The following is a 26,885-nucleotide window of genomic DNA, read 5'->3' as shown; positions in this document are numbered from 1 at the left end:
GCTTACTTCGGCAGAACGGCGTGGAAGACCGACTTGGCGGCGGACAGCATGTCGTCGGCGACCGAGCCGCGGTCCTTCGTCGGGGCAGCTTCGGAGGCTTCGGCGCGCAGATCGAGCGGCGGCTGCAGCACCGGCACCGGGATATCGGCCGGCGGCGTCAGCCGGTTGGCGTCCTGGGCGTTGGCGGCATAGGGCGGGCGCGGCTGCGCGGACGGATCGGCGGCGGCCACGTCGCCGGTCGGATTCGACACCATGATCGGCGGCGGCAACGGCCGGATCGCGGGCGCGGCCGCCGGGCGTGCCTGGTCAGGCAGACGGGCGACATCGGTGGTGCGCGGCGCATCCTGAGAGCGCGCGGCATCCTGCGGACGCTCCTTGCGCAGCCGCTCGATCGCGGCGCGGGCGAGATCGTTGGCGTCGCAGTTGTCATCGGTCGTGACCGCAGCTTCCACCGGGGGCGTGAGCTTTGCGATCGACTTCGGCGCGGCCGCGGGATGATGGCGCGCATCGGCAGGGATGCTGGCGGTCTCGGCCGGCGCATCGGCGGCCTTCAGGTCAGACGATTTCTCGGCGGGCTTGTCGGTGGCGTTAGGCTTCTCGGAGACGCTGGCCTTCTCGGACGCCGACCGTTCGATCAGCGTGCGCTCGGACATGCCCTTGGCCTTGATGCCGGCTTCGGGAAGGCTGCTGACGACGGTGGGCTTGTCGGCAGACTTGTCAGCGGATTTGGCGGCAGTCACGGCAACAGCTGCCGGCGTTTCCGGCTTGGCGACGATGTAGTGGTTAACGATGTACGCCCCGATGATGGTCGCCGCCACAGACGGCAAGATGTCCATCACGAATTTCTTCAAGTAACTCAGCATGGCCTGCCACTCCCCGCCCCGGATTTCATGCTGGAACTTTGAGGCACATTCAGGGATCAACTGCGTCGGATCGGTGGCAAACCCCCGTCCCGCCGGTCACCTTTGGTGTCGCTTCGGTTTCAGCTGGAGGGCCCCCGCGCGCTCAATCGATACGGCCGCATCCGTCTCCAGATCATCGTGCAGCCGTTAACGAGAGGTGAATGTCCACATCCCGCGCATCATGATTCGCCATTCCGCCCCGGCGGTTCCGCCCACCGCGGCGCGCAGGGCTTAAGCATTCGGGATTCAGGGCTTGAGTTCGACCTCGAGGAACACGATCTCGCTCGCCGTCTCGTTGAGCACGTCGTGCTGGACGCCGGCCTTGCGGAAATAGGATTTGCCGACGCCAAGCTGCGCCTTGGAGCGCTCGCCGCCCGGCGCCACGATCGTCATCTCGCCGGCCGTGATCGGCACGATCACATAGTCCATCTCATGGGTGTGGTGACCGGTGGCGCTGCCCGGCGCCAGCCGCCATTCGGTGACGCGGACCTCCGCCGTATCGACCTGAACATCCGATTTGGCGCTGAGCATTGCGATTCTCCAGACTCTTTGTTCCAGCATGATCTTTCGGAAAACCGGTGTCCACGTTTCCGGATCATGCTCTACGGCACGAAGACCATGAACACGAACACGGCGAACACCACCATGTGCACCAGCCCGAACAGGATGTTGGTGCGACCGGTGCCGAAGGTGAGCATGCTGACCGCGAAGGTCAACAGCAACAACACCGACTCCTGCGGATTGAGGCCGAGCACCAGTTGCTTGTCGAGGGCATAGGCCGCGACGGCGACCGCGGGAATAGTCAGGCCGATGGTGGCAAGCGAGGAACCCAGCGCGAGATTGATGCTCTTCTGCAGGTCGTTCTTGCGCGCGGCAGAGACCGCGGCGACACTCTCGGGCAACAAGATCAGCAGCGCCACCACCACACCGGCGAACGCCGGCGGCGCGCCGATCTTCTCTGTCACCACATCGATCACGATCGAGAATTTCTTCGCCAGCAGCACCACCGCCCCCAGGGAGATCAGCAGCAGGACGACGCTGAGCGCCAGCGTTCGGCCCGACATCTTCGCTGCCCCCTGTCCGCCGTCCGCGCCGCCACTGACGAAATAGTCGCGGTGGCGGATGGTCTGGGTGTAGAGGAAAACCGCGTAGAGCAGGATGGTGATGACGCTAACGAAGCTGAGCTGGGCGGTCGAATAGATCGGTCCGGGCGCGGTCAATGTATAGTTCGGCATGATCAGCGTGATCGTCGCCAGTACGAACAGAACGCTGAGATAGAGGTTGGCGCCGGTGAGCTGGAAATCCTGCTCGCGGTAGCGCACGCCGCCGATGAAGGCGCAGAGGCCGACCAGCCCGTTGCAGACGATCATCACCACCGCGAACACGGTGTCGCGCGCCAGCGCCGGCACCGGCTTCTCGCCGAGCATGATTGTCGAGATCAGCGCCACCTCGATGATGGTGACGGCCAGCGTCAGCAGTAGCGTGCCGAACGGCTCGCCGATCCGCTCCGCGATCACTTCGGCATGATGAACGGCCGCGAACACGGTGCCGAACAGGATCACCAGCAGGATGAGCGCGAACAGCCAGCCGCCGGGCGACGGAGCGAATGAATAGCCCGTTACCGTGAGCGCAGCGAACAACGCGACTGCCAGGGCGGGAAACAGCCAGGCCGACCGTGGCATCGGTCCGTGTGCGCTCATCGTGTCGGTCCCCCGATTCAACTGGGACGATTATGCGTCAGACAATCGCCGCCGTCAGCCTTTTGGCGCGTCGATGAACTGCCGCGCAATCCCGGTTGCACCGAAATCGTCGAGATTGTCGTGGCCGCCGCCAGTCAGGCGAACGAATGTCTTGGGCTCCCGGGCAAGGCCAAACAGCCGCTCGCCGAACTGGAGCGGGATCACCGGATCAGCGCTGCCATGCATGACGAGGACCGGCGCCGTGACGCCGGCGATGCGCCGGTCGGAATGGAATTGATCGCGCATCAGGAGGCGGATCGGCACGAACCAGAACGCCTTGGCGGCAACGTCCGCCGTCGACGTATAGGGCGCCTCGAGGATCAGCTTGCCGACCGGATGCTCGGCCGCGACGGCGACCGCGACGCCGGTGCCGAGCGAGAAGCCCCACGCCACGACCTGCCCTGCGCTGTAGCGCGCGGTGGTGAACGCGTAGGCCGCCGCCGCGTCCTGCAGCAACCCCTGCTCACTCGGCGAGCCGCTCGAGCCGGCATAGCCACGGTAGGACAGCGCGACCAGCCCGATGCCGTCGGCGGTAATGGCCTTGAAGCGCCGCACGAGGCCGGCGAGGAAATCGCCGTTGCCGGGAAAGAACAGCACGACCGGCCGGCCCGGTTTCGGCGGCACATGCCAGACGATGACCCTCTCGCCATCAGCGGTGGTCAGGACATGCTCTTCGGCTTCGGGGAAGCCCGCGGCCGCCGGCGCGGTCCGCCCGACCGGCGGCGCCGGGAACAGCATCTCGCGCTGCTTGACGAACAGCCAGGCGAGACCGCCGAGATAGACCACGATGGCGGCGATCAGCAGCCACTTCAGGATTGCAAGTGCGAGCGCCATTTCGGGGAGCCGCGGTTATTTTCTGCGTTCGGGTTTGAGCCGCTTCTCCACTTCAAGCCGGATGCTGTCCGGAACCGGCCGGCACGTACAGGCTAGCGCATGCGCCAAATGCCATTCGATGCGCTGTTCCCGCGTGGCCCGGGGGCGGCACGCGATCGTCGCGATGCCACTCCCGGTTCAGGGCCATCGGCGCCTCACATCGCCTTGACGATGTTCTCGGTCACCTTCTTGGCGTCGCCGAGCAGCATCATGGTGTTGTCGCGATAGAACAGCGGATTGTCGATGCCGGCATAGCCCGACGCCAGCGAGCGCTTGATGAACATCACGGTGCCGGCCTTCCAGACCTGCAGCACCGGCATGCCGTAGATCGGCGAAGTCTTGTCCTCTTCGGCCGCCGGGTTGGTGACGTCGTTGGCGCCGATCACGAAGGCGATGTCGGCCTGCGCGAACTCCGAGTTGATGTCCTCGAGCTCGAACACCTCGTCGTACGGCACGTTTGCTTCGGCCAGCAGCACGTTCATGTGGCCGGGCATGCGGCCTGCCACCGGGTGAATGGCGTATTTCACCTCGACGCCTTCCTTCTTCAGGATGTCGGCCATCTCGCGCAGCGCGTGCTGGGCCTGCGCCACCGCCATGCCGTAGCCGGGCACGATGATGACCTTGGAGGCGTTCTTCATGATGAAGGCGGCATCGTCAGCCGAGCCGAGCTTGGCCGGCTTCTGCTCGCCGGAGCCGCCGCTGGCCGCCGCGGTCTCGCCGCCGAAGCCGCCGAGGATCACCGAGATGAACGAGCGGTTCATCGCGTGGCACATGATGTAGGACAGGATCGCACCCGACGAGCCGACCAGCGCGCCGGTGATGATCAGCGCGGAGTTGCCGAGCGTGAAGCCGATGCCGGCCGCGGCCCAGCCGGAGTAGGAGTTCAGCATCGAGATCACGACCGGCATGTCGGCGCCGCCGATCGGGATGATGATCAGCACGCCGAGCACCAGCGCGATGATGGTGATCAGCCAGAAGTCGAGCGCGCTGCCGCTCATCACGAGGCCGACGATGAACACCACCAGCAGGATGCCGAGCACGATGTTGATGGCGTGCCGGAACGGCAGGATGATCGGCGCACCGCTCATCCGCGCCGACAGCTTCAGGAACGCGATCACCGAGCCGGTGAAGGTCAGCGCGCCGATCGCGACGCCGAGCGACATTTCGACCAGGCTCTGGGCGTGGATGTTGCCGGGCGTGCCGATGTCGAACGCCTCGGGCGCATAGAACGCGCCGGCGGCGACCAGCACCGCGGCCATACCGACCAGCGAGTGGAACGCGGCGACCAGCTCAGGCATCGAGGTCATCGGCACCCGGCGCGCGATCACGGCGCCGATGCCGCCGCCGATCGCGACCGCGAGGATCACCAGCAGCCAGGCGAGGCCGTCGGCCGGCGGATGGCTCGCCAGCGTGGTGCCGACCGCGATCGCCATGCCGATCATGCCGTACATGTTGCCTTGGCGCGACGAGGCCGGGCTCGACAGGCCGCGCAGCGACATGATGAACAGCACGCCCGCGACGAGATACAGCAGTGCAGAGAGGTTGGCGCTCATCTCAGGTCCCCCAAATCCACCACCATCCCGAGGTGGTGGCCTCGCTTATTAGGTTTACTTGGCTTTCTTCTTGTACATCGCCAGCATGCGCTGGGTGACGAGGAAGCCGCCGAAGATGTTCACGCAGGCGAAGATCAGCGCTACGAAGCCGAAGCCTCGGGCCCAGGCGGAGCCGCTCGACACCATGCCGACGCCGACCGCGAGCAGCGCGCCGACCACGATCACCGAGGAGATCGCGTTGGTCACGCTCATCAGCGGCGTATGCAGCGCCGGGGTCACCGACCACACCACGAAATAGCCGACGAATACGGCGAGGACGAAAATCGACAGCCGAAACACGAACGGATCGACGGCCTGTGCGAGATGCTCCATGGCTTGTCTCCTTACTTCGGCTGGAAGTTGGGATGGATGACGGCGCCGTCCTTGGTCAGCGCGGTGGCCTTCACCAGCTCGTCGTCCCAATTGACCGCGAGCGCCTTGTTGGCCTTGTCGACCATCGTCTCGATGAACGAGAACAGATTGCGCGCATAGAGGCTCGAGGCCGAAGCGGCGACGCGGCCGGCGACATTGGTGTAGCCGACGATCTTGATGCCGTCGGTCTCGACGACTTCGCCGGGCTTGGCGCCCTCGACATTGCCGCCGCGCTCGACCGCGAGGTCGACCAGCACGGAGCCGGGCTTCATCGACTTCACCATCTCGCCGGAGACGAGCTTCGGCGCAGGCCGGCCCGGGATCAGCGCGGTGGTGATCACGATGTCCTGCTTCTTGATGTGCTCGGCGGTCAGCGCGGCCTGCTTGGCCTGGTACTCCTTGGACATCTCCTTGGCGTAGCCGCCGGCGGTCTGCGCGTTCTTGAACTCCTCGTCCTCGACCGCGAGGAACTTGGCGCCGAGCGATTCGACCTGCTCCTTGGTGGCCGGCCGCACGTCGGTCGCGGTGACGACGGCACCCAGCCGCCGCGCGGTCGCGATCGCCTGCAGGCCGGCGACGCCGACGCCCATCACGAACACCTTGGCGGCCGGAACCGTACCGGCCGCGGTCATCATCATCGGGAAGGCGCGGCCGAAGGCCTCGGCGCCTTCGATCACCGCGCGGTAACCGGCGAGGTTGGCCTGCGAGGACAACACGTCCATCACCTGCGCGCGGGTGATGCGCGGCATCAGCTCCATCGCGAAGGCGGCAATGCCGGCGTCGGCCATCGTCTTCAGCGCAGCCTCGTTGCCGTAGGGATCCATGATCGCGATGACAAGCGCGCCGCGCTTGTATTGCGACAGTTCGGAGGCCTCGGGCCGCTTCACCTTGATGATGATGTCGGCGTCCTTGAGCGCGTCGGCGCTAACGGTGGCTCCGACTGCGGTGAACTCCGAATCGGGCAGGCCCGACTTGATGCCCGCGCCCGGCTCAACGGCGACTTCGGCGCCGATCGCCTTGAACTTCTTGACGGTATCGGGCGAGGCCGCAACCCGCGGCTCGGACGGATCGATTTCCTTGGCAACGGCAATCTTCATGGGCCCTCCGGCGGCGCGAGCAGCGCACGCGTCTTCAAACTAGCGTTATTTTCGCCAGATTGGATACCCGGATTCTTTGGACCGGGCTCGACAGGAATATCGGCACCGCCGCGGGACGGCGGCGCCTTTAGGCTACCTAGGATCAGACCAGGAAATAGGCCATCAGGATGAGGATGATGGCGACGGTGATGCTGCCGTATTTGACGAGCTTGATGAACCCTTCATAGGTCTGCTCGTGCGCCGGATAATCGTTGCCGTCGGCGGTCGTGTAGGCCACTTCGCTATGGTTCGCCATCGCTGTCCCCCAGTCAGAAATTCTCGTTCGGCGAGCCATTACCGCAAACGCGGTGACAGGGCAACGGCGTGGTCCCAATCGGCCCATTTGGAAGGCGAATTGACCGGATTTCGGGTCGCCTCGCGTGGCTCTCGGCAGGATTGACCTCTCGACCGCCGGCCGCGTGGAAAAATCATGCCGCCGACGGGGGCGAAATCGCCGGCAAAAGCGCGCAGGAGGCGGACCGTGGTCCGCCTCCTGTCGACCTCGCGACTCAGGCGGGGGGCCTCAGCCCATCGCCTCCAGCTCGTCGATCATGCCGGCGATGACGGACAGGCCGCCGTCCCAGAACTTCGGATCCTTGGCATCGAGCCCGAACGGCCGCAGCAGCTCGGAATAATGCTTGGTGCCGCCGGCCGCGAGCATGTCGAGATAGCGCTCGGCGAAGCCTTCGGAGGCGTGCTCGTAGACCGCGTAGAGCGAGTTCACCAGGCAGTCGCCGAACGCATAGGCGTAGACGTAGAACGGCGAATGGATGAAGTGCGGGATGTACATCCAGAACGTCTCGTAGCCCGGCTTGATCTCGATCGCGGGACCGAGGCTCTCGCCCTGCACGCTGAGCCAGATCTGACCGATCCGCTCGGCGGTGAGCTCGCCGTTCCGCCGCTCGGTATGGACCGCGCGCTCGAACGAATAGAACGCGATCTGCCGCACCACGGTATTGATCATGTCCTCGACCTTGCCCGCGAGCAGCGCCTGGCGCTGCTTTGCGTTCCTGGTCTGCGACAGCAGGCGCTTGAAGGTCAGCATCTCGCCGAACACGCTGGCGGTTTCCGCCAGGGTCAGCGGCGTCGGCGCCATCAGCGCGCCGTTGCGCGCCGCCAGCACCTGGTGCACGCCGTGACCGAGCTCATGCGCCAGCGTCATCACGTCGCGCGGCTTGCCCTGGTAGTTCATCAGCACGTAGGGGTGCGCCGACGGGGTGGTCGGATGCGAGAAGGCGCCGGGCGCCTTGCCGGGACGGACCGGCGCATCGATCCAGCGATCGGCGAAGAAGCGTTCGGCGATCTCGGCCATCCGCGGCGAGAAGCCGCGATAGGCGGTCAGCACCATGTTGCGCGCCTCGGGCCAGGCGATCGTGCCGGTCGCCGCGAACGGCAGCGGCGCGTTGCGGTCCCAGTGCGGCAGCTTCTTCTTTTTGAACCAGCCGGCCTTCAGCGCATAATAGCGATGCGACAGTTTCGGATACGCCGCGCGCACCGAGGCAACCAGCGCATCGACCACCTCGCGCTCGACGCGGTTGTTGAGATGGCGGGCGTCGGCGACGTCCTGGAAGCCGCGCCAGCGGTCGGAGATCTCCTTGTCCTTGGCCAGCGTGTTGGTGACCAGCGCGAAGGTGCGCTCATTGTCCTTGAAGGTCTTGGCCAGCGCCTGCGCCGCGGCCTTGCGCTTGTCGCCGGCCTTGTCCTGCAACAGGTTCAGCGTCGGCTCGATCGCCAGCTCCTTGCCGGCGACCTTGAAGCGCAGGCCGGAGATGGTCTGGTCGAACAGCCGGTTCCAGGCGGCGTAGCCGCTCTGCGCCTTTTCGTGGAACAGCTGCTCGACGCGGTCCTCGAGCTGGTACGGCTTGTCCTTGCGCAGGTCCTCGATCCACGGCCGGTAGTGACCGAGCGCCGGCTCGGTCATCGCGCGCTCGATCACGTCATCGTCAACGCGATTGAGCTCGAGCGAGAAGAACAGCAGGTGCACCGAGGCCGCGGTCAGCCGCTCCGAGATGTCGCCGTAGAATTTGGAGATCGCGGGATCGACGCTGTCGCCGGCATGAACCAGGCCGGCATAGGAGCCGAGCCGGCCGGCCAGATCGTCGATCGCTTCATAGCGCCGCACCGCCTCGGCAAGCCATTTGCCGCCGCCCTCGCGGGCGGTATTTTCGGCCAGCTTGCCCTTGTAGTCGGTCTCAAACGCGACGCAATCGGCATCCATCTTCGAGAGGTCGCGCCCCACTTCCGGCGCGTCGATGCCGGAATACAGGTCTGCCAGATTCCATTCGGGCAGCCTGCCGGTCTTGCCGGCTGCCTTGACCGCCGGCTTCCTGGCCGCCGGCTTCTCGGCCGGTTTGCGTCGAACCGATTGCGTGCGGAGAGCAGGCTTGTTGGCGGCGGATTTGGAACGCGAGGTCATCTTGTTCAGAACCTTACTTCAGTCGGAAAGACGGCGGCTGCGGCGGAATCAAAGCGGGACTGCAACATTTAAGAGTGCGTTAATCGGCATCGGCGACAGTGCCCCGATTCGAGACAAATAATCGTAGCGTGCGGGGAAAACCATGGCTGCCACCATTTTGATCGCCGATGACGACGCAGTACAGCGCCGTTTGGTTGAAAACATGGTGCAGAAGTGCGGCTATGAGCCCCTCGTCGTCGACAGCGGCGATGCGGCGATAGCGGCCCTGACCGCACCCGAGGCCCGGGCCATCGACGCCGTCGTGCTCGACCTCGTGATGCCAGGCCTCGACGGCCTTGGTGTCCTCGCAAAGATTCGTGAAGCTGGTTTGAACGTCCCCGTCATCGTGCAGACCGCGCATGGCGGCATCGACAATGTGGTGTCTGCGATGCGCGCCGGCGCGCAGGATTTCGTGGTCAAGCCGGTCGGGTTCGAACGGCTGCAGGTGTCGCTGCGCAACGCGCTCAATGCCTCCGCGCTGAAGGGCGAATTGCAGCGCATCCGGCACAGCCGCGAGGGCCGGCTGACCTTCGCCGACATCATCACCCGCAGCGAGGCGATGGCCGGCGTGCTGCGCACCGCGCAGAAGGCGGCGTCCTCGACCATCCCTGTGCTGATCGAGGGCGAGTCCGGCGTCGGCAAGGAATTGTTCGCGCGCGCCATCCACGGCAGCAGCGAGCGCAAGGCCAAGCCGTTCGTCGCGGTGAATTGCGGCGCGATCCCGGACAATCTCGTCGAGTCGATCCTGTTCGGCCACGAGAAGGGCGCCTTCACCGGCGCCACCGAACGTCACCAGGGCAAGTTCGTCGAGGCGCATGGCGGCACGCTGTTCCTCGATGAGGTCGGCGAATTGCCGCTCGCGACGCAGGTGAAGCTGCTGCGCGCGCTGCAGGAGGGCACGGTCGAAGCGGTCGGCGGACGCAAGCCGGTCAAGGTCGACGTCCGCATCATCTCGGCGACCAACCGCAAGCTGCTCGACCTCGTGAAGGGCGGCCAGTTCCGCGAAGATTTGTTCTACCGCCTGCACGTGTTGCCGCTGACGATCCCCGCGCTGCGCCAGCGCCGCGAGGACATCCCGCATCTTCTGCGCCACTTCCTGGCGCGGTTCTGCGCCGAGGAGAACCGCAGCATCACCGGCATCAGCGGCGAGGCGATGGCGCATCTGTCGCAGCTCGACTGGCCCGGCAATATCCGCCAGCTCGAGAACACGGTGTATCGCGCCGTGGTGATGAGCGATGGCGACCAGCTCGGCCTCGCCGACTTCCCGCAGGCGACCGCGCATGCCGTTCCCGAGGGCAAGTCGTTGCAGGGCGAGCCGCTGGTGGTGTCGCCCTCGACCGCACCGGCCATGGTCTCCGGTAATGAAATACCTCCAACGATTGCGCTGCCAGCGGCGGGCAGCCTCACGATGCTGAACGCTTCCGGCGATGTGCGCCCGCTGGAAGATCTCGAGAACGAGATCATCCGCTTCGCGATTTCGCATTACCGTGGCCAGATGTCGGAGGTCGCGCGCCGCCTCAAAATCGGCCGCTCGACGCTCTATCGCAAACTCGACGAGGCCGCGGCCGGCACGCGCACGAGCGACGACAGCTAGGGCCTTGGCGCCGAACACAGCGATCTCGGGAACCGATTGAACCGTGGCTTGGCGGTGACAGACAAAGGCTGTGCCGCGTGGCAAAAACACACAGCCCGGAATGAAATCATGCATTTCGAGGTCAGTTTGTCGTGAGTTGCCCCGCATGGCGCTGGCTGCATGATAGGGGCCTATGTATCGTCTGCGTTGTTGCGTGCAGGCGTAACGAGTCGATCGAGAAGGCCGGCGCTTTTCGCGCGAGCTGTGAAACTGAAATCTGATTTGAACTGTTCCAAAGAAGGTGGGGCAGTTTCACCCAAGGGGTGCGACAATGCGTGACTGTTCGAACGACCGTCGGGGATTTGACCGCGTATTGATGGCCGTCGCGGCAACCTTCCTCACGGTGTCCGTGACCTCAGCTCACGCCCAGGATACGCCGCGCAGCAGCGCCGCAGAGCTCGCGATCGACGCTGCGATCCCGCGTCCCGAACCCGCCAACGTGCCGCCGCCGACCGCTTCCGATTTCAAGGCGGACACCACTGCTGCGTTGCCCGACGCCAAGGCGGCCGACACCAAGACAAGCGACCCCAAGCCTGCTGCCGCACAGGCGACCGAGACCACGCCGAGCGATGCGAAGCCGGCAGAGCCGAGCACCGCGAAGGCCGCCGAGCCGCCGAAGCCGGCCGAAGTTGCCACGACGCCTCCCGCTGACAAACCTGCGGATGCGCCGAAGACGGACACCGCAGTCGCGCCGCCGCCCGCGGCCGCGCCTGCCACCGCCACTGCGCCCGCGGCAACTCCGGCTCCTGCAACGGCCGCGGCTCCCGCTGCCGAGCCCGTCAAGGCTGCGAGCAACGTTCCCAGTGAAGATCAGCCCGTCGCCGACAAATTGCGCGAGCTGCTCGCCAACAAGTCGTCGCGCACCTTCGACCGCAAGAATGAACGCCCCGCTGCGGAGAAATTCTATTCGGCGCGCGACTACGCACCGGTCTTCACCCACGGCGGCAAGCTCACCGAAACCGGCAAGGGCGTCATCGCGCGCCTGAAGGACGCTGCTTCCGACGGCCTCGATCCGGCCGATTATGCGGTGCCGGATTTCACTGCTGCGGCCACGCCGGATGCGCTCGCCGAGGCCGAGCTGAAGCTCGCCGCCAGCATGCTGGATTATGCCCGCCAGGCGCAGAGCGGCCGTATGCACTGGTCGCAGGTGTCGGGCGACATCCTCTATCCCGAGCATCCGATCGATCCCGCGGAGGTGCTCGCGACCGTAACCGGCGCCAAGGACGCCTCGACCGCGCTCGACGGCTACAACCCGCCGCACAAGCTCTACAAGGAGCTGAAGAAGAAGCTCGCCGAGCTGCGCGGCCAGGGCGACGGCCCGGTGATCACGATCGCCGAAGGCCCCGCGCTGAAATACGTCGCCGCGAAGAAGAAGCAGGCGGCCGTCGAGATGGACGATCCTCGCGTGCCGGAGCTGCGCAACAAGCTCGGCGTCACCGAAAATCCCGACAGCACGGCCTACGACGCGACGGTCGCCCGGGCCGTGGAGAAATTCCAGAACAGCGTCGATCTGAAGCCGACGGGCATTCTCGACGATCGCACCGTCAAGGCGCTGAACAGCCCGAAGCGCGACAAGCAGATCGACACCGTGCTCGTCAACATGGAGCGCTGGCGCTGGCTGCCGCGCCAGCTCGGCGCCGGCAATCTCGGCAACGCCTATGTCATCCTCAACATCCCGGACTTCACGCTGAAGGTGATGCACAATGGTACGCAGGCCTGGACCACGCGCGTCGTGACCGGCAAGCCCGGGCAGCACGCCACGCCGCTGCTGACCGAGACGATGAAGTACATCACGGTCAACCCGACCTGGAACGTGCCGCCGTCGATCATCTACAACGAGTACCTGCCGGCGCTGCAGCAGGATCCGACCGTGCTGCAGCGGATGGGCCTGCGCCTCGAGCGCAACCGTGACGGCTCGATCCACATCTCGCAGCCGCCCGGCGAAGCCAACGCGCTCGGCCGCATCCGCTTCAACTTCCCGAACAAGTTCCTGGTCTATCAGCACGACACGCCGGACAAGTATCTGTTCGCCAAGGAAGAGCGCGCCTTCAGCCACGGCTGCATGCGGGTGCAGAATCCGGATCAGTACGCCTCGGTGCTGCTCAACATCGCCATGCCGAACGAGCGCTACACGCCGGAGCGGATCCGGAGCATGTACGGCACGAACGAAGTCGATCTGAAATTCCCGACGCCGATCCCCGTCAACATCACCTACCAGACCGCGTTCGTGGACGATGCCGGCAAGCTGCAATTCCGCCGCGACATCTACGGCCGCGACGCCACCATGCTGTCGCTGCTCAAGAACAGCCGCGGCAAGGATCTGGAGATGGTGGTGGCGCGCTCGCAGCCGAGCTACTCGCGTCCGCCGAGCAGCAGCCTGCCCGCTGGCGTCAACGTCGCCGGCAACAACAGCGGCTTTGGCTCCTCCGGACCGAACTTCTTCGAGCGCTTGTTCGGGGGATTCGGACAGCCGGAGCCGCAGCCGATTCGCCGCGGCCAGGCCCAGCAGCAGCGCCGGGTGATCACCCGCTAGGCTGTTTTCTGGCCCGATACCGGTAAATTTTGAAGTCAAATCAACGATCTCGCGCCAAACGCGGGATCGTTTACGTTAACCATTACCCATCTCCGTTGGGGAATGCGGCACTTTTTTGCCACACTCAAGAGGTTAGTTAAGCCTAACTTGGGGGCGGGACGGTAAACCTCGGTTAACCCTCCCGCTTTAAGAAAGCGTTCACCGTCTTTCGCGGGGGGTCTGCGGAAGATGCCGATCGAACGCTCGTCGACTTGGGTGGGCAAATAGTGCTGGCTGTCTTCGCACGCCGCTTTAAACAGCTGTCGTCTCTGCCTAAGGCCGGATATCAAGTCGGCCTGGCGTCGCTGTTGTTGCTGGCGCAGGCCGGAACGGTTCACGACGCCACCGCGCTGAACGAGACGCGCACCCTCTCCTTCCATCACACCCATTCCGGCGAAGACCTCACCGTCACCTTCAAGCGCGATGGCCGCTACGACGAAGCCGCGCTGAAGCAGATCAATCACTTCCTGCGCGACTGGCGTAACCAGGATGAGACGGTGATGGACCGTCACCTGTTCGACATCCTCTGGGAAGTCTATCGCGACGTCGGCGGAAAGCAGCCGATCCAGATCATCTCCGCCTATCGCTCCCCCGCCACCAACGCCATGCTCCGCCGCCGCTCGTCCGGCGTGGCGCGCCACAGCCAGCACATGCTCGGGCATGCGATGGACTTCTTCATCCCTGGCGTTCAGCTGGAACAGATCCGCTTCGCCGGCCTGCGCCTGCAGCGCGGCGGCGTCGGCTTCTATCCGACCTCCGGCTCGCCGTTCGTCCATCTCGACACCGGCAGCATCCGCCACTGGCCGCGCATGACGCGCGATCAGCTGGCCCGGGTGTTCCCCGATGGCCGCACCGTGCATCTGCCGACCGACGGCACGCCGATGAAGGGCTATGAGCTCGCCAGGGCCGACATCGAGCGCCGCGGCAATGGCGACGACGCCGCGACCGTCGCAAGGCCGAACCTGCTGGCCAAGCTGTTCGGCGGCAAGTCGAGCGAGGATGACGAGGAAGCCGCGGCTCCCGCGAGCGCCAAGCCGGCGCCGACCACCGTGGTCGCCGCCGCCGCGCCGGCCAAGCCCGCCGAACCGGTTCCGATGCCGCGCGCAAAGCCGCAATTTGCTGCCGCCATCCAGCTTGCCGCAGCCGACGCGCAGATCGTTCCGATGCCGAAGGCCAAGCCTGCAGCGCAGGATGCGGACAAGACCGAAGCGAAGCCGCAATCGCCCGCCGACATCATCAACGCGCGGGGCTTCTGGGGTGACGATGCCGCCCCGAAGCAGGCTTCGGCAGCGCAGATCGCCGCGCTGAAGGCCCGCGAAGCCGTCGGCGCCTCCGATCCGCAGACCACCGGGACCGCGACCGACAGCTTCAACAAGGCGCTCGCCTACGCGCCCGCCGCCGCGTCGCCGGTGGACCGCGCCAATATCGTCGCAGCGACCGCGCCGGTGCCGCGCAGCACGCGCCCGACCCGCAATGCGGCCGTCGTCGCCACCGAGATCAACACCGTCGTCGTCAAGGGTGCCCAGGGTGGCGCGCAGGGTCAGGGCGTCGTCACCACGTCCGCGCGCATCTCGGCGGCCAAGGGCAACGACCTCTGGATGCGCGTCGTGATGCTGGCGCCGAGCGCCAGCAGCGGCATGCTGACCACAGTGCTGGGCGACAGCGACATGAGCCTGATGCGCGCGCACTTCGTGAAGCCGCCGGCATCCATCGCAATGACGTTCTCGGATGATCCGATGATGGGCATGTCGTGCGACCACTTCTCCGGCACCGCCACGGCCACCCTGCCGACCCAGTCCTTCGCGATGCGCACCGCCTCGCTGCGCTAGCCGCTCACTATCCCGACAACTCGTTCTTCAGGCCGGCAGCCCGGCCTTGAGCAGGCCGGCCTCATAGCGGGACCGGTCGACGTCGCGCTTGTAGTGCTGGGTGGCGAGGTGCGTCGCGACCGTGAACGTCGCCTCGCGCTTCAGGACTTCGGCAGCGTGCGCGGCGGACGCCACCGCGTTGCCCATCTGGGCCAAGGTCGCCGCGAGGAAGGCGTGATGGGTGTGGTCGGGCCGCGTGATGCGCGAGAACGCGTCGGCGGCATCGGCGTATTTCTCGGCGCAGTAGCAGGCGCGGCCGAGATGGCTCCAGAACCGCTCGGGATGGAACGGGTTGAGCCGCATCGCCTGCTTGATCCAGTCGATGCCCTCCTCCGGCCGGCCGAGCCAGGTCAGCAGCTCGCCCTGCTGCACGACGATGAGATCGTAGTTCGGGTTGAGCGCCAGCGCGCGCTCCTGGTGGTAGGTGGCCTTGTCATGATCGTCGCGATTGAGATTGAGCGCGGCGAGGATCCGGTGCACGTCGGCGTCGTTGTCGTCGAGCTTGAGCGCGATCTCGAGCTCCGAGGCGACCTGCTCGAAGGTCGCGTCGCGGTCGGTGCACCAATTGTAGACCCAGGTCTGCCCGAGCACGCAGGCCCGCCAGGCGTGCGCGTGAGCATAGTTGGGATCGAGCGTGATCGCCCGCTCCAGCAGGCGCTGCGCCTCCGCATTGTCGTCGCGCGCCGAGCGATGATGCAGGATCTTGGCGGCCAGCACGCATTCGTAGGCCGCCATGTTGTCGGTCGGCTTGCGCTTGACGCGATCGTGGGCGGCGGCCTCGACGCGGCCCGGCAAGGTCGAAACGATGGCGCGGGTCATCTCGTCCTGGATCGCGAAGATGTCGGCGAGATCGCGGTCATAGCGTTCGGCCCAGACGTGGCGGTCGGCCTCGGCGTCGATCAGTTGCACCGTGACGCGGATGCGGCCGCCGGCCTTGCGCACGCTGCCCTCCAGCACGTAGTCGACCGCGAATTCCTTCGCGACGTCCTGTACCTTCACGGCCTTGCCCTTGTACACGAAGGTCGAGTTGCGCGAGATCACCAGCAGATCGTGGAAGCGCGACAGCTCGGTGATGATGTCCTCGGTGAGGCCGTCGGCGAAGAACTCCTGCTCGGGATCGCCGCTCATGTTGGCGAGCGGCAGCACCGCGATCGAGGGCTTCCTGGCGCCCGCAGGCGCCGCCTTGCCCGCCGGCTGCTCGGGAACGGCCCCTGAGTCCGATGTCAGGCGGATGCGGAACACACGGATCGGGCGAGCGATGTTCTTGACCGTCTGGTCGCCGAGATCCTCGAAGCTGAGATTCTCCAGCCGGTCGCCGACCTGGTCGCGAACGGCGCCCGAGATGCAGATGCCGCCGGGCTCGGCGAGCACTTCGAGGCGCGAGGCGACATTGACGCCATCGCCGAAGATGTCGTTGCCGTCGACGATCACGTCGCCGAGGTTGATGCCGATGCGGAACTGCATCCAGCGCCCCGGCGCGACGTCGGCGTTGCGCTTGGCCATCCGGCGCTGCACCTCGGCAGCGCACAGCACCGCGTCGACGACGCTGTGGAACTCGACCAGCAGGCCGTCGCCGGTGGTCTTGATGATGCGGCCGCGGTTCTTGGAGATGACCGGATCGATCAGCTCGATCCGGTGGGTCTTCAGGCGCGCAAGCGTACCGGTCTCGTCAGCCTCCATCAGCCGGCTGTAGCCGACCATGTCAGCGGCGAGCACCGCAGCGAGCCGGCGCTCTGGTCCTGGCACATCCATCTGCGATCTGCCCGGTAAGTTCACCGGACAGTCTAGCAAATCAAGGGAAGTAGCCCAAGCTTGAAACCAGCGCCTTGAACGGCGCCAGGAGCGACGAGGCCGGACCGAAGGCGGCCGGGCCGGCTCAGAGCATCCCGAGCGCCTGCATGTACGTTTCCAGGATGGTTTCCTGCTCCTGGCGCTCATTGGCATCCTGCTTGCGCAGGCGCACGATGGTGCGCAGCGCCTTGACGTCGAAGCCGTTGCCCTTGGCCTCGGCATAGACGTCGCGGATGTCGTCGGAGATCGTCTTCTTCTCTTCCTCCAGCCGCTCGATGCGCTCGATGATGGACTTGAGCTGGTCCTTGGCAAATCGCGTTGCGGGCTCTTCCTGCAGGGCGGCGGACGTGGCCATCGCGTACTCCTGAACTGGCATTGAGGTATGACGCGAATACGCGTCATGCGCACCGCTTGCTGCGGGCGACCCTCGATTTTGGGGCGCGTTCCGTCAAGGAAACATCGCGTTCATCCACAGCGCGCCCACAGGAGATGCGGGAGCGGTTCATTCGGATGTCGTCAATCCGGGATGATGCGTCAGCAACAGACCCGGAAATGACCAGCGGCGCTAATGCCCGCTCTGTGCCTTCTTCATCGCCGCCAGTTGTTCCGGCGTGGCGCTGCCCTGATATTTGGCCTTCCACTCCTCATAGGGCATGCCGTAGACCGCCTCGCGGCTCTCGTCCTTGCTGACCGCAAGGCCCTTGGCGTCGGCCTCTTCCTTCATCCAGTTGGAGAGGCAATTGCGGCAGAAGCCGGCCAGGTTCATCAGGTCGATGTTCTGGACGTCGGTCCGGTTCTGCAAATGGCTGACGAGACGCCGGAACACCGCCGCCTCGAGGTCTGTTCTGGTTTTGTCGTCAAGGCTCATCGCAATCATCCCGCTGTGTGATCCGCCACCATATTGATCTGAAGTGGGAATTGTCACAGATTTTGCCATATCGCCGCGCAATACCGGGCCCTGCCCCGGCGGCAGATGCCCGCGGGCTCGCAGCATCACAGATGCGCGTCCGCGGCCGACAGCGGCTTGCCGGAGCACGCGAAATCGTCAATGATTTGATATAGCTTCCCCGCATGCATCCGACAGATTCCCCCGCTTCAGCCCCCCGAATCACGCGCCTTGTCATGGCCGGCGTCCTGCCGATGCTGGCGCTCGTCGCGGCATGCCTGTGGACCAGCCCGGCGGCCGCCGATTTCCGGCTCTGCAACAATACGTCGAGCCGGGTCGGGATCGCGCTTGGCTACAAGGACGCCGAGGGCTGGACCACCGAAGGCTGGTGGAACGTGTCCTCGCGTAGCTGTGAGACTCTGCTGCGCGGCAATCTGGTGGCCCGCTATTACTACATCTATGCACTCGATTATGACCGCGGCGGCGAATGGTCCGGCCAGGCCTTCATGTGCTCGCGCGACAAGGAATTCACCATCAAGGGCACCGAGAATTGCCTCGCGCGCGGCTATGACCGCACCGGCTTTTTCGAGGTCGATACCGGCGAGCAGCGCGCATGGACCGTCCAACTGACCGAGGCCAACGAACAACAGCCGCAGAAGGTGCCGGGAATGCCGGGCGGGGTCGGGCCGGGAGGCCCGCCGACGATGCCCGCCCTGCCCAATCCGCCGGGCGCAGCGCCTCCGGGCGCGCCGGGTCTGCCACCGGCCGCAGCACCCGGAAGCAAACAATGAGACGCCTGCGCCGAATCAAGATCCTCGCCACCCTCGGCCCGGCCTCCTCGGACAGCGCGATGATCCGCAAGCTGTTCGAGGCCGGCGCCGACGTCTTCCGCATCAACATGAGCCACACCCCGCATGACAAGATGCGGGAGCTGGTGAAGACCATCCGCAACGTCGAATCGAGCTACGGCCGGCCGATCGGCATCCTGGTCGATCTGCAGGGACCGAAGCTGCGGCTCGGCGCCTTCGAGGGCGGCTCAACCCAGCTCAACAACGGCCAGTCCTTCACCCTGGATTGCGACAAGACGCCGGGCAACAACAGCCGCGTGCAGCTTCCGCATCCGGAGATCCTCGCCGCGCTGCGGCCGGGCCATGCGCTGCTGCTCGACGACGGCAAGGTGCGGCTGATCGCCGAGGAGACCTCGCCCGAGCGCGCGGTGACGCGCGTCGTGATCGGCGGCAAGATGTCCGACCGCAAGGGCGTCAGCCTGCCCGACACCGACCTGCCGGTCTCGGCGATGACGCCGAAGGACCGTGCCGATCTGGAAGCCGCGCTGCCCGAGGGGATCGACTGGGTCGCGCTGTCCTTCGTGCAGCGCGCCGAGGACGTCGTCGAGGCCAAGAAGATGATCCGCGGCCGCGCCGCGGTGATGGCCAAGATCGAGAAGCCGCAGGCGATCGACCGCCTCGCCGACATCATCGAGGCCTCCGACGCGCTGATGGTGGCGCGCGGCGATCTCGGCGTCGAACTGCCGCTGGAGCGGGTGCCGAGCCTGCAGAAGCAGATGACCCGGATGGCGCGCCGCGCCGGAAAGCCGGTGGTGGTCGCGACCCAGATGCTGGAATCGATGATCCAGGCGCCGGTGCCGACCCGCGCCGAGGTCTCCGACGTCGCCACCGCGGTCTATGAAGGGGCCGATGCCATCATGCTGTCGGCGGAATCAGCCGCGGGCAAATTCCCGGTGGAAGCGGTCTCGACCATGAACCGGATCGGCGAGGAAGTGGAGCGCGACCCGACCTATCGCGGCGTGATCAAAGCCTCGCGCGTCGATCCCGAGGCGACGGTTGGCGATGCAATCGCCGACGCCGCACGGCAGATCGCCGAAACACTCGACCTCTCGGCGATCATCTGCTGGACCTCGTCCGGCTCGACCGCGATCCGCGTGGCGCGCGAGCGGCCCAAGGTGCCGGTGGTCGCGATCACGCCGAATCTCGCCACCGGGCGCAAGCTGTCGGTGGTGTGGGGCGTGCATTGCGTGGTCGCCGAGGACGCCCACGATCTCGACGACATGGTCAGCCGCGCCGGTTCGATCGCGTTCCGCGACGGCTTCGCCAAGGCCGGCCAGCGCGTCATCATCGTCGCCGGCGTGCCGCTGCGCGCGCCCGGCACCACCAACATGCTGCGGATCGCCTCGGTCGGACCGAATGGCGACGCCCAGATCATGTGACGATCCCCGCGTTCCGGGCCGTGCCCCGGAACGCGACCGTGACGATTGGGATATTAGTTGAGCATCATCTTCTCGGAAAACCGCTTCGCACTTTTCCGGATCATGCTCTAGGCCTGCAACGACGCGTCGAGCGTGATCTTGGTGTTGAGCAGTTTGGACACCGGACATCCCGCCTTCGCCTTGCCGGCCAGTTCCTGGAACGTGGCATCGTCGGCGCCCGGGATCTTCGCGGTCAGCGCCAGGTGCACCGAGGTGATCGCGAAGCCGTCGCCGACCTTCTCCAGCGTCACGTCGGCCTTGGTCTCCATGTGCTCGGCCGTCAGCTTGGCCTCGCCCAGAATCAGCGACAGCGCCATGGTGAAGCAGGCGGCGTGAGCCGCACCGATCAGCTCTTCCGGGTTCGAGCCCGGCTTGCCCTCGAAGCGGCTGGCGAAGCCGTAGGGGTAATCGCTGAGCGCGCCGCTCTTGGTCGAGATCGCGCCCTTGCCGTCCTTGATGCCGCCCTGCCATTTGGCCGAGCCGTGGGTCGTGGTCATGCGTTGCTCCGTGAGGTTGGGCCTGACAGGGCCGAACCTACAACGCCAATGCGACGGAAAATGTTCGCGGCGTGAGTGGTGAAACTCAGACGCTCACCAACGCCTTCGCCGGCGTGGTCGCCTGCACGACGAGACCGCGCGCCCGCGCATCCATCACGCCGACCGCGCGCAAGGCCAGCAACGTCACGGTCTGCACCGCCTCGCGCTGCTTCACGGGATCGTCGAGATTGGCCGGCGCCAGCGGGCCGACCAGCGCCTCGTGCAGCGCGCCGAGCAGTGCGGTGGCCGCCAGCGCGGTGTCCTGCGCCGGCAGATGGCCGGCGCGCACCGCGGCATCGATACGCGTCGCAAGCTCGCCGGCGATATCGCGGCGGCTGGCGAGGCGGGAAGCCGTGACGTCGACATCGACCGGCTCGGCGAGGATGCCCCAGGCGAGCTTGCGCTGCGACAGCACATGGGCGGCGATGGTGGTCACCGCGGCGGCGAGCGCCGACGACGGACCGGGCGCGGCATCCGCGGCGCGCCGGATCGCGGCAAGCTCGTCGCGCGAGACTTCCGTGATCAGCTCCGAGATCAGCTCGGCCTTCGACGGGAAGTAGCGATAGACCGTTCCGGCCGCGACATTCGCCCGCACCGCCACCGGCGCGATCTGGACGGCCGCCATGCCGCCGTCAGCCGCGGCGTCCCTTGCCGCCGTCAGGATTGCGCTGCGCCGGGCAGCCAGCCGTTTCACGACCTGATGAGTGCGCCGATACACCATGGCGTTGCCATCCCCCCGCGGTGCGCCCGGCCGGCGCCCACCGGCAGAGAACGCACGCGTCTTCAATGTTTTGAGCGATTGATCCCGCAATCGCCTGAAGAAGTGAACAACTATTCAGACCGGATGACAAGGAGGAATTGCAATGAATTTGCAACGCCAGTGGAGGGCGATGATCGCGCCCTCACGGCCCCTCAGAAAGCACCGGGTCATCGATGGTAAACCGCCCGCTAACGTTGATCGGCGCAGCTCGAACCACCTGTTCCAGAAGGCTCGCGATCTCGCGAATGCATTTACCCGAATTTATCGGGAGCCATGGTCCATTGGCGGCAACGTCGCGACCGGCGTTGCCTCGATGTCTCGCGTCCAACCAAGAAGGCCCATGTCCCTTTCCATCACCAGCAGCGTGAGCAACCGGAGCGCGGCGCGCGGACTGGTGCCGCTATGCGCCGGCGTCGGCGCCTATCTGTTCTATCTCGCTGCAGGCGAGATCCTGCTGCGCGACTCCGATACGATGTGGCAGATCCGGGTCGGGCAATGGATCCTCGATCACCGCGCGATGCCCTATAGCGACGTGTTCTCGTTCACGCGCTACGGCGAAGCCTGGATCTCCAGCTCGTGGCTATCGCAGGTGCTCTATGCCCTCGCCTACGGGCCGGGCGATTGGGCAGGACCGGTGATCCTGACGTCGCTTGCGACTGGCGCGACGGTTGCGATCTTCCTGCATCTCCTGACGCCGTATTTCGACCCTGCGCGCGCATTCCTGATCGCGGCGCTGGCGCTGCTGCTATCAACGACGCACTTTTTCGCGCGGCCGCATGTGCTGGCGCTGCCTGTGCTGGTGGCGTTCCTCGGCGGCCTGATGGCGGCTGCCGATCGCCGCAGCCATCCATCCTGGTTGCTGCTGCCGCTGATGGTGCTGTGGGCCAATCTGCATGGCGGCTTCGTGCTCGGCCTGGCGCTGATCGGACCGATCGGCCTCGAGGCGGTGTGGAGCGCCGAGCCGAGCCGCCGCCGCGAGCTGATCGTGCGCTGGGCGCTGTTCGGCTTCGCCGCGCTCGCCGCGAGCTGCGTGACGCCCTATGGCTGGAACACGCTGCTCGGCGCGATGAAGATTCTCAGCCTCGGCAAGCTGCTGTCGCTGATCTGGGAATGGATGCCGGCCGATTTCAGCACGCCCAGCTTCTTCGAAGCGACGCTGCTCGGCCTGATCGGCATCGCCTTCTATCGCAAGCTGACGCTGTCGGTGCCGCGGATCCTGCTGCTGCTCGGCCTGATCTACATGGCGCTGACGCACGTCCGCAACATCGAGATCTTCGCCTTCATCACGCCGCTCGTGCTCGCCAAGCCGATCGCCGAGCAATGGGGAGGGCCGGAGCCCGCCGAGCCGCGCTTCGGCGAGGCACGCTCGGTGCCGTTCGTCACGATCCTGGCGGCGATCGCGGTCCTGATCGGCGGCGGCGTGACGACGAAGCTGTTCGTCGACCAGCATCCCTTCAAGTTCCTGCCGTCGGTCACGCCCGTCGCCGCGGTCGACCTGCTGCAGCAGCAAAAGGCGCAGCGCGTCTTCAGCACCGCGCCGTTCGGCGGCTACATGGTCAGCCGCGGCATGAAGGTGTTCATCGACGGCCGCGCCGAGCTGTATGGCGAGCAGTTCGTACTCGACTATTTCGACGCCACCGAAGCCAAGAATGTCGGCCAGCTGCTCGGCCTGCTCGACACATACCGCATCGACGCCACGCTGCTGAACGCGACGTCTCCCGCGGGATACGCGCTCGATCACGCGGCGGGCTGGAAGCGGCTCTACAAGGACGGCACCGCCGTCATCCACGTGCGCGCGAACGACAAGACGAGCGCACTGCCCGCCGCTGAGAATGCGAACTAGTGCGATGCTGCTCCCGTCACCCTGAGGAGCGCGCAGCGCGTCTCGAAGGGTCGACGGCAACCGACCGGGCCGTGCATCCTTCGAGGCTCGCTACGCTCGCGCCTCAGGATGACGGGACCGCGACCGCGCTGTCGTAGGTGGGCAAAGCGACAGCGTGCCCGCCATCGCGAGCACATCGCGGTTGGTGGGCACGTCGCTTCGCTCCGACGCTGCCTGATACAGAGCCGCAAAACACACTGTCATCGCCCGGCTCGACCGGGCGATGACACCGGTTGTTGGTGAGGCAGTTCGTGTCTGGACGACAGCCAAGTGCTTCGACGCGCATCCATCCGCAGCAAAAACAAAAGCCCGGCGTGAGCCGGGCTTCTGCACAACTGATCCGCCGAACTAGCGGGCGGAGGCCTACGCCTGCGGCTGCGGCTCCAGGCCGGTGTCCGGATCGGGACGCGGGCGCGACTTGCCGGCCGGCGGCACGGCGGAGGCGCGCGGCGTTGACGGCTCCAGCACCGACTCGCGGTTGGGCTTCTTGCCCTTCAGCAGGTCGGTGATCTCGTCGCCGGTCAGCGTCTCGAACTCGAGCAGGCCCTTGGCCAGCGCCTCGAGGTCGTCGTGCTTCTCGGTCAGGATGCGGGTCGCTTCCTTGTAGCCTTCCTCGACCAGGCGCTTGATCTCGGAGTCGATCTTCTGGACCGTCGCCTCGGATGCGTTCTGGGTGCGCGAGACCGACATGCCGAGGAACACCTCGTCCTGGTTCTCGCCGTAGGAGACGGTACCGAGCTCTTCCGACAGGCCCCAGCGCGTCACCATCATGCGGGCAAGGCGGGTGGCCTGCTCGATGTCGGAGGCGGCGCCCGAGGTCACCTTCTCACGGCCGAAGATCAGCTCTTCCGCGACGCGGCCACCCATCATGATGGCGAGGCGCGAGGTCATCTGCTCGAGCGACATCGACAGCTTGTCGCGCTCCGGCAGCTGCATCACCATGCCGAGCGCACGGCCGCGCGGAATGATGGTCGCCTTGTGGATCGGATCGGTCGCGACGACGTTGAGGCCGACGATGGCGTGGCCGCCCTCGTGGTATGCCGTCAGCAGTTTCTCTTCCTCGGTCATGACGAGCGACTTGCGCTCGGCGCCCATCATCACCTTGTCCTTGGCCTCTTCGAACTCGGCCTGCGTCACCATCCGCTTGTTGCGGCGGGCGGCGGTCAGCGCGGCCTCGTTGACGAGGTTCATCAGGTCGGCGCCCGAGAAGCCCGGCGTGCCGCGCGCGATGGTCTTGAGGTTGATATCCGGCGCCAGCGGCACCTTGCGGACGTGAACCTTGAGGATCTGCTCGCGGCCGACGACGTCGGGATTGGGCACCACGACCTGACGGTCGAAGCGGCCCGGACGCAGCAGCGCGGGATCGAGCACGTCGGGACGGTTGGTCGCCGCGATCAGGATCACGCCTTCATTGGCCTCGAAGCCGTCCATCTCGACCAGCAACTGGTTCAGCGTCTGCTCGCGCTCGTCATTGCCGCCGCCGAGGCCGGCGCCGCGATGACGGCCGACCGCGTCGATTTCGTCGATGAAGATGATGCACGGCGCGTTCTTCTTGGCCTGCTCGAACATGTCGCGGACGCGGCTCGCGCCGACACCGACGAACATTTCGACGAAGTCAGAACCGGAGATGGTGAAGAACGGCACGTTGGCTTCGCCCGCGACGGCGCGCGCGATCAGCGTCTTGCCGGTGCCGGGAGGACCGACCAGCAGCACGCCGCGCGGAATCCGTCCGCCGAGCCGCTGGAACTTGCCGGGATCGCGGAGGAATTCGACGATCTCCTGCAGGTCCTGCTTGGCCTCGTCGACACCGGCGACGTCCTCGAAGGTGACGCGACCATGCGCCTCGGTCAGCATCTTGGCGCGCGACTTGCCGAAGCCCATCGCCTTGCCGGCGCCGCCCTGCATCTGCCGCGACAGGAAGATCCAGACGCCGATCAGCGCGATGAACGGCAACCAGGAGACGAGCAGCGAGACGAACCACGGCACGTTGTCGCCCGGCGGCTTCGCGGTGATCGAAACCTTGGCGTCATAAAGACGCTTCACGAGGTTCGGATCGCTCGGCGCATAGGTCTGGAAGCTCGAGCCATTGGTGAACGTGCCATGAATCTCCGGCCCCTGGATCACGACGTCACGGACGTGGCCCTGGTCGACTTCGGTCAGGAGCTGCGAGAACGAGATGTCCGACGAGGACGTGCGCTGACCCGGATTCTGGAAAAGCGTGAACAACGCCAGCAGCAGCAAAACGATAATGACCCAGAGGGCGAAATTCCGCAGATTGGCGTTCATGGTCTTCCTTCGTGGTCGCGCGGATCGCGGCCTCTCTCATCCTTGGGCAAGTCTTTATCCTTGGGCAGTCTCTGTGGGAATCCCCAGGGAATCCATCCCGTCGATGGCATACAATTTAGGTGCCAGAGCGATCGATGCCAAGGGAACTACACATGACTATTTACCGCATCCTAGCTCGATTCCCGCGCAAATAATGGCGCTGAATCAGGTGTTTTTCGGGGTGGTTAAGCCTCCATCCCGGAATTTTACGGCGATTGTAACAATCGAACCGGCTCAGGCGGAACGCCCCCGCCGGGGCGGTGCCGGCGTGACCCGGATGCGGCCGCCGGAGGCGCTGATGACGGCTCCGGCGAGGGTCTGTTTCAGCCTACCGCCGCGCTCCTCCAAAGCGCGATCCAGCGCCGCGAGCAACGTCTCGACCTTGCCGAGCTCTGCGGGCCCCTCATGTCCGGCACGGTCGATGGCGCGCTTGAGGAGGCGGAGCCGGATCTCCTCCGGCATCGCGGTGAACAGCGCGGCATCGATGCCGGCGTTCGCGCCGCTTTCGTCCTTCAACGCAAGATAGTGCTCGGCGCCGTCGGCCAGCACCTCCACGGCGGCATTGGCGCGCGCGAGCCGCGCCGCGAGCCGTGCCAGGTTCCTCGCATCGGCGCCTTCCTCTGCGAGCGCAGGCATCAGCGCGCGCAGCCGCGGACGCGTGAATGCCGGATCGCGATTGGTCGGATCGTCAGCGAAATCGATCCGCGCCTTCTGCAGCGTTGCGATCAGCTGCGTCTTCGCGACGTCGAGCAGCGGCCGCATCAAGCGCACGCCCTCGCGGTCGGTCTCGCGCGTCATCGCCGAGAGGCCGGCGATGCCGCTGCCGCGCAGCAGGCGCATCAGCAGCGTCTCGGCCTGATCGTCGCGGGTGTGTGCGGTCAGGATGTGGGTGGCGCCGTGCCGGCGCGCGGCCCGTGCCAGCAGGCGATAGCGCGCCTCGCGCGCAGCCGCCGGCAATCCGGTGCGCGGCTTGGGTCCGGTCCAGCGCAGCGTGCGATGCGGCAGGTCGAGGCTCTGCGCCAGCCGTTTGACGTCGCGCGCCTCGCGGGCCGATTCCGCTCGCAAGCCGTGATCGACGGTGACGGCGACAAGCTGCGGCCCGCGCGAGAGCGCACGGCGCCAGCGCACGGCGAGCCACAGCAGCGCCACCGAGTCCGGACCGCCCGACACCGCGAGCACGAGCGCAGGCGCGCTCGCGAGGCCCGCGAACAGGCGCTTGGCGTCCCTTGCCGAGATGGCGGACCGATCGTCAGACATCGCAAGACCAGCGTTTTGCAAGCGAGGCCGGACAGCGGCC

Annotated in this window: 22 protein-coding genes; 6 read left to right on the top strand and 16 right to left on the bottom strand. The window is 66.1% G+C overall.

Features of this window, described 5'->3' with window-relative positions; all coding sequences use genetic code 11:
• Positions 1-2: 2 nt before the first annotated feature.
• The 9 genes from JQ633_RS28580 to JQ633_RS28540 form a co-directional block, all read right to left on the bottom strand.
• Complete coding sequence (locus tag JQ633_RS28580; RefSeq protein WP_211988442.1) at positions 3-863, bottom strand: hypothetical protein; 861 nt, start codon at positions 861-863, stop codon at positions 3-5.
• 285 nt (positions 864-1,148) lie between these two features.
• Positions 1,149-1,433 (bottom strand): cupin domain-containing protein, encoded by a 285-nt coding sequence (locus JQ633_RS28575; protein WP_211988441.1) that lies wholly within the window; start codon positions 1,431-1,433, stop codon positions 1,149-1,151.
• Positions 1,434-1,504: 71 nt separating this feature from the next.
• Entirely contained in the window at positions 1,505-2,602 is a 1,098-nt protein-coding gene (locus JQ633_RS28570; protein WP_211988440.1) for a calcium:proton antiporter, read from the bottom strand.
• A 54-nt stretch (positions 2,603-2,656) separates the two neighbouring features.
• Positions 2,657-3,475: an alpha/beta hydrolase gene (locus JQ633_RS28565; protein WP_211988439.1), complete on the bottom strand. Its 819-nt coding sequence runs from the start codon at positions 3,473-3,475 to the stop codon at positions 2,657-2,659.
• Between the two features lie 194 nt (positions 3,476-3,669).
• On the bottom strand, positions 3,670-5,067 hold the full coding sequence (locus tag JQ633_RS28560) for an NAD(P)(+) transhydrogenase (Re/Si-specific) subunit beta (protein WP_211988438.1): 1,398 nt from the start codon (positions 5,065-5,067) through the stop codon (positions 3,670-3,672).
• Positions 5,068-5,121: 54 nt separating this feature from the next.
• Entirely contained in the window at positions 5,122-5,439 is a 318-nt protein-coding gene (locus JQ633_RS28555) for a proton-translocating transhydrogenase family protein (RefSeq protein WP_211988437.1), read from the bottom strand.
• Positions 5,440-5,450: 11 nt separating this feature from the next.
• Positions 5,451-6,575, bottom strand: a complete 1,125-nt coding sequence (locus JQ633_RS28550; protein ID WP_211988436.1) for a Re/Si-specific NAD(P)(+) transhydrogenase subunit alpha — start codon at positions 6,573-6,575, stop codon at positions 5,451-5,453.
• A 142-nt stretch (positions 6,576-6,717) separates the two neighbouring features.
• The gene (locus JQ633_RS28545; protein WP_211988435.1) at positions 6,718-6,870 is read right to left on the bottom strand and encodes an aa3-type cytochrome c oxidase subunit IV; all 153 of its coding nucleotides are present in this window, start codon (positions 6,868-6,870) and stop codon (positions 6,718-6,720) included.
• Between the two features lie 267 nt (positions 6,871-7,137).
• Positions 7,138-9,030: a M3 family oligoendopeptidase gene (locus JQ633_RS28540; protein WP_211988434.1), complete on the bottom strand. Its 1,893-nt coding sequence runs from the start codon at positions 9,028-9,030 to the stop codon at positions 7,138-7,140.
• Between the two features lie 142 nt (positions 9,031-9,172).
• On the opposite strand from JQ633_RS28540, the gene JQ633_RS28535 reads away from it, so the two are divergent.
• The 3 genes from JQ633_RS28535 (at position 9,173) to JQ633_RS28525 (ending at position 15,103) form a co-directional block, all read left to right on the top strand.
• The gene (locus tag JQ633_RS28535) at positions 9,173-10,663 is read left to right on the top strand and encodes a sigma-54-dependent transcriptional regulator (RefSeq protein ID WP_211988433.1); all 1,491 of its coding nucleotides are present in this window, start codon (positions 9,173-9,175) and stop codon (positions 10,661-10,663) included.
• A 310-nt stretch (positions 10,664-10,973) separates the two neighbouring features.
• Positions 10,974-13,235: a L,D-transpeptidase family protein gene (locus tag JQ633_RS28530; protein WP_211988432.1), complete on the top strand. Its 2,262-nt coding sequence runs from the start codon at positions 10,974-10,976 to the stop codon at positions 13,233-13,235.
• 266 nt (positions 13,236-13,501) lie between these two features.
• Positions 13,502-15,103, top strand: a complete 1,602-nt coding sequence (locus JQ633_RS28525) for a DUF882 domain-containing protein (protein WP_211988431.1) — start codon at positions 13,502-13,504, stop codon at positions 15,101-15,103.
• A 27-nt stretch (positions 15,104-15,130) separates the two neighbouring features.
• On the opposite strand, the gene JQ633_RS28520 is transcribed toward JQ633_RS28525, so the two are convergent.
• The 3 genes from JQ633_RS28520 to JQ633_RS28510 all read right to left on the bottom strand — a co-directional run bounded on the left by JQ633_RS28520 (position 15,131) and on the right by JQ633_RS28510 (position 17,801).
• On the bottom strand, positions 15,131-16,894 hold the full coding sequence (locus JQ633_RS28520) for an adenylate/guanylate cyclase domain-containing protein (RefSeq protein ID WP_211988430.1): 1,764 nt from the start codon (positions 16,892-16,894) through the stop codon (positions 15,131-15,133).
• A gap of 124 nt (positions 16,895-17,018) precedes the next feature.
• Complete coding sequence (locus JQ633_RS28515) at positions 17,019-17,288, bottom strand: DUF2312 domain-containing protein (protein WP_211988429.1); 270 nt, start codon at positions 17,286-17,288, stop codon at positions 17,019-17,021.
• 210 nt (positions 17,289-17,498) lie between these two features.
• Positions 17,499-17,801, bottom strand: a complete 303-nt coding sequence (locus JQ633_RS28510) for a DUF1244 domain-containing protein (RefSeq protein ID WP_211988428.1) — start codon at positions 17,799-17,801, stop codon at positions 17,499-17,501.
• A gap of 272 nt (positions 17,802-18,073) precedes the next feature.
• On the opposite strand from JQ633_RS28510, the gene JQ633_RS28505 reads away from it, so the two are divergent.
• Both JQ633_RS28505 and pyk read left to right on the top strand, forming a co-directional pair.
• On the top strand, positions 18,074-18,610 hold the full coding sequence (locus JQ633_RS28505) for a DUF1036 domain-containing protein (protein ID WP_249159706.1): 537 nt from the start codon (positions 18,074-18,076) through the stop codon (positions 18,608-18,610).
• Entirely contained in the window at positions 18,607-20,046 is a 1,440-nt protein-coding gene (gene pyk / locus JQ633_RS28500; protein WP_211988426.1) for a pyruvate kinase, read from the top strand. Before JQ633_RS28505 ends, pyk begins: the two co-directional genes overlap by 4 nt.
• A gap of 107 nt (positions 20,047-20,153) precedes the next feature.
• Here the strand turns inward: pyk and JQ633_RS28495 are convergent, their stop codons facing one another.
• Positions 20,154-20,582 (bottom strand): OsmC family protein, encoded by a 429-nt coding sequence (locus JQ633_RS28495; RefSeq protein ID WP_211988425.1) that lies wholly within the window; start codon positions 20,580-20,582, stop codon positions 20,154-20,156.
• A gap of 85 nt (positions 20,583-20,667) precedes the next feature.
• Positions 20,668-21,342, bottom strand: a complete 675-nt coding sequence (locus JQ633_RS28490; protein WP_211988424.1) for a TetR/AcrR family transcriptional regulator — start codon at positions 21,340-21,342, stop codon at positions 20,668-20,670.
• A gap of 379 nt (positions 21,343-21,721) precedes the next feature.
• Between JQ633_RS28490 and JQ633_RS28485 the strand changes: the two genes are divergently transcribed.
• Complete coding sequence (locus JQ633_RS28485; protein ID WP_211988423.1) at positions 21,722-23,224, top strand: hypothetical protein; 1,503 nt, start codon at positions 21,722-21,724, stop codon at positions 23,222-23,224.
• Between the two features lie 402 nt (positions 23,225-23,626).
• Here the strand turns inward: JQ633_RS28485 and ftsH are convergent, their stop codons facing one another.
• Positions 23,627-25,549, bottom strand: a complete 1,923-nt coding sequence (gene ftsH, locus JQ633_RS28480) for an ATP-dependent zinc metalloprotease FtsH (protein ID WP_211988422.1) — start codon at positions 25,547-25,549, stop codon at positions 23,627-23,629.
• A gap of 273 nt (positions 25,550-25,822) precedes the next feature.
• Entirely contained in the window at positions 25,823-26,845 is a 1,023-nt protein-coding gene (gene tilS / locus JQ633_RS28475) for a tRNA lysidine(34) synthetase TilS (RefSeq protein ID WP_211988421.1), read from the bottom strand.
• Positions 26,846-26,885 lie beyond the last annotated feature (40 nt).

Origin of the sequence: Bradyrhizobium tropiciagri, from assembly GCF_018130505.1 — a bacterium.
GTDB lineage: Bacteria > Pseudomonadota > Alphaproteobacteria > Rhizobiales > Xanthobacteraceae > Bradyrhizobium > Bradyrhizobium tropiciagri_B.
This window is presented reverse-complemented; position numbering and strand designations above follow the sequence as displayed.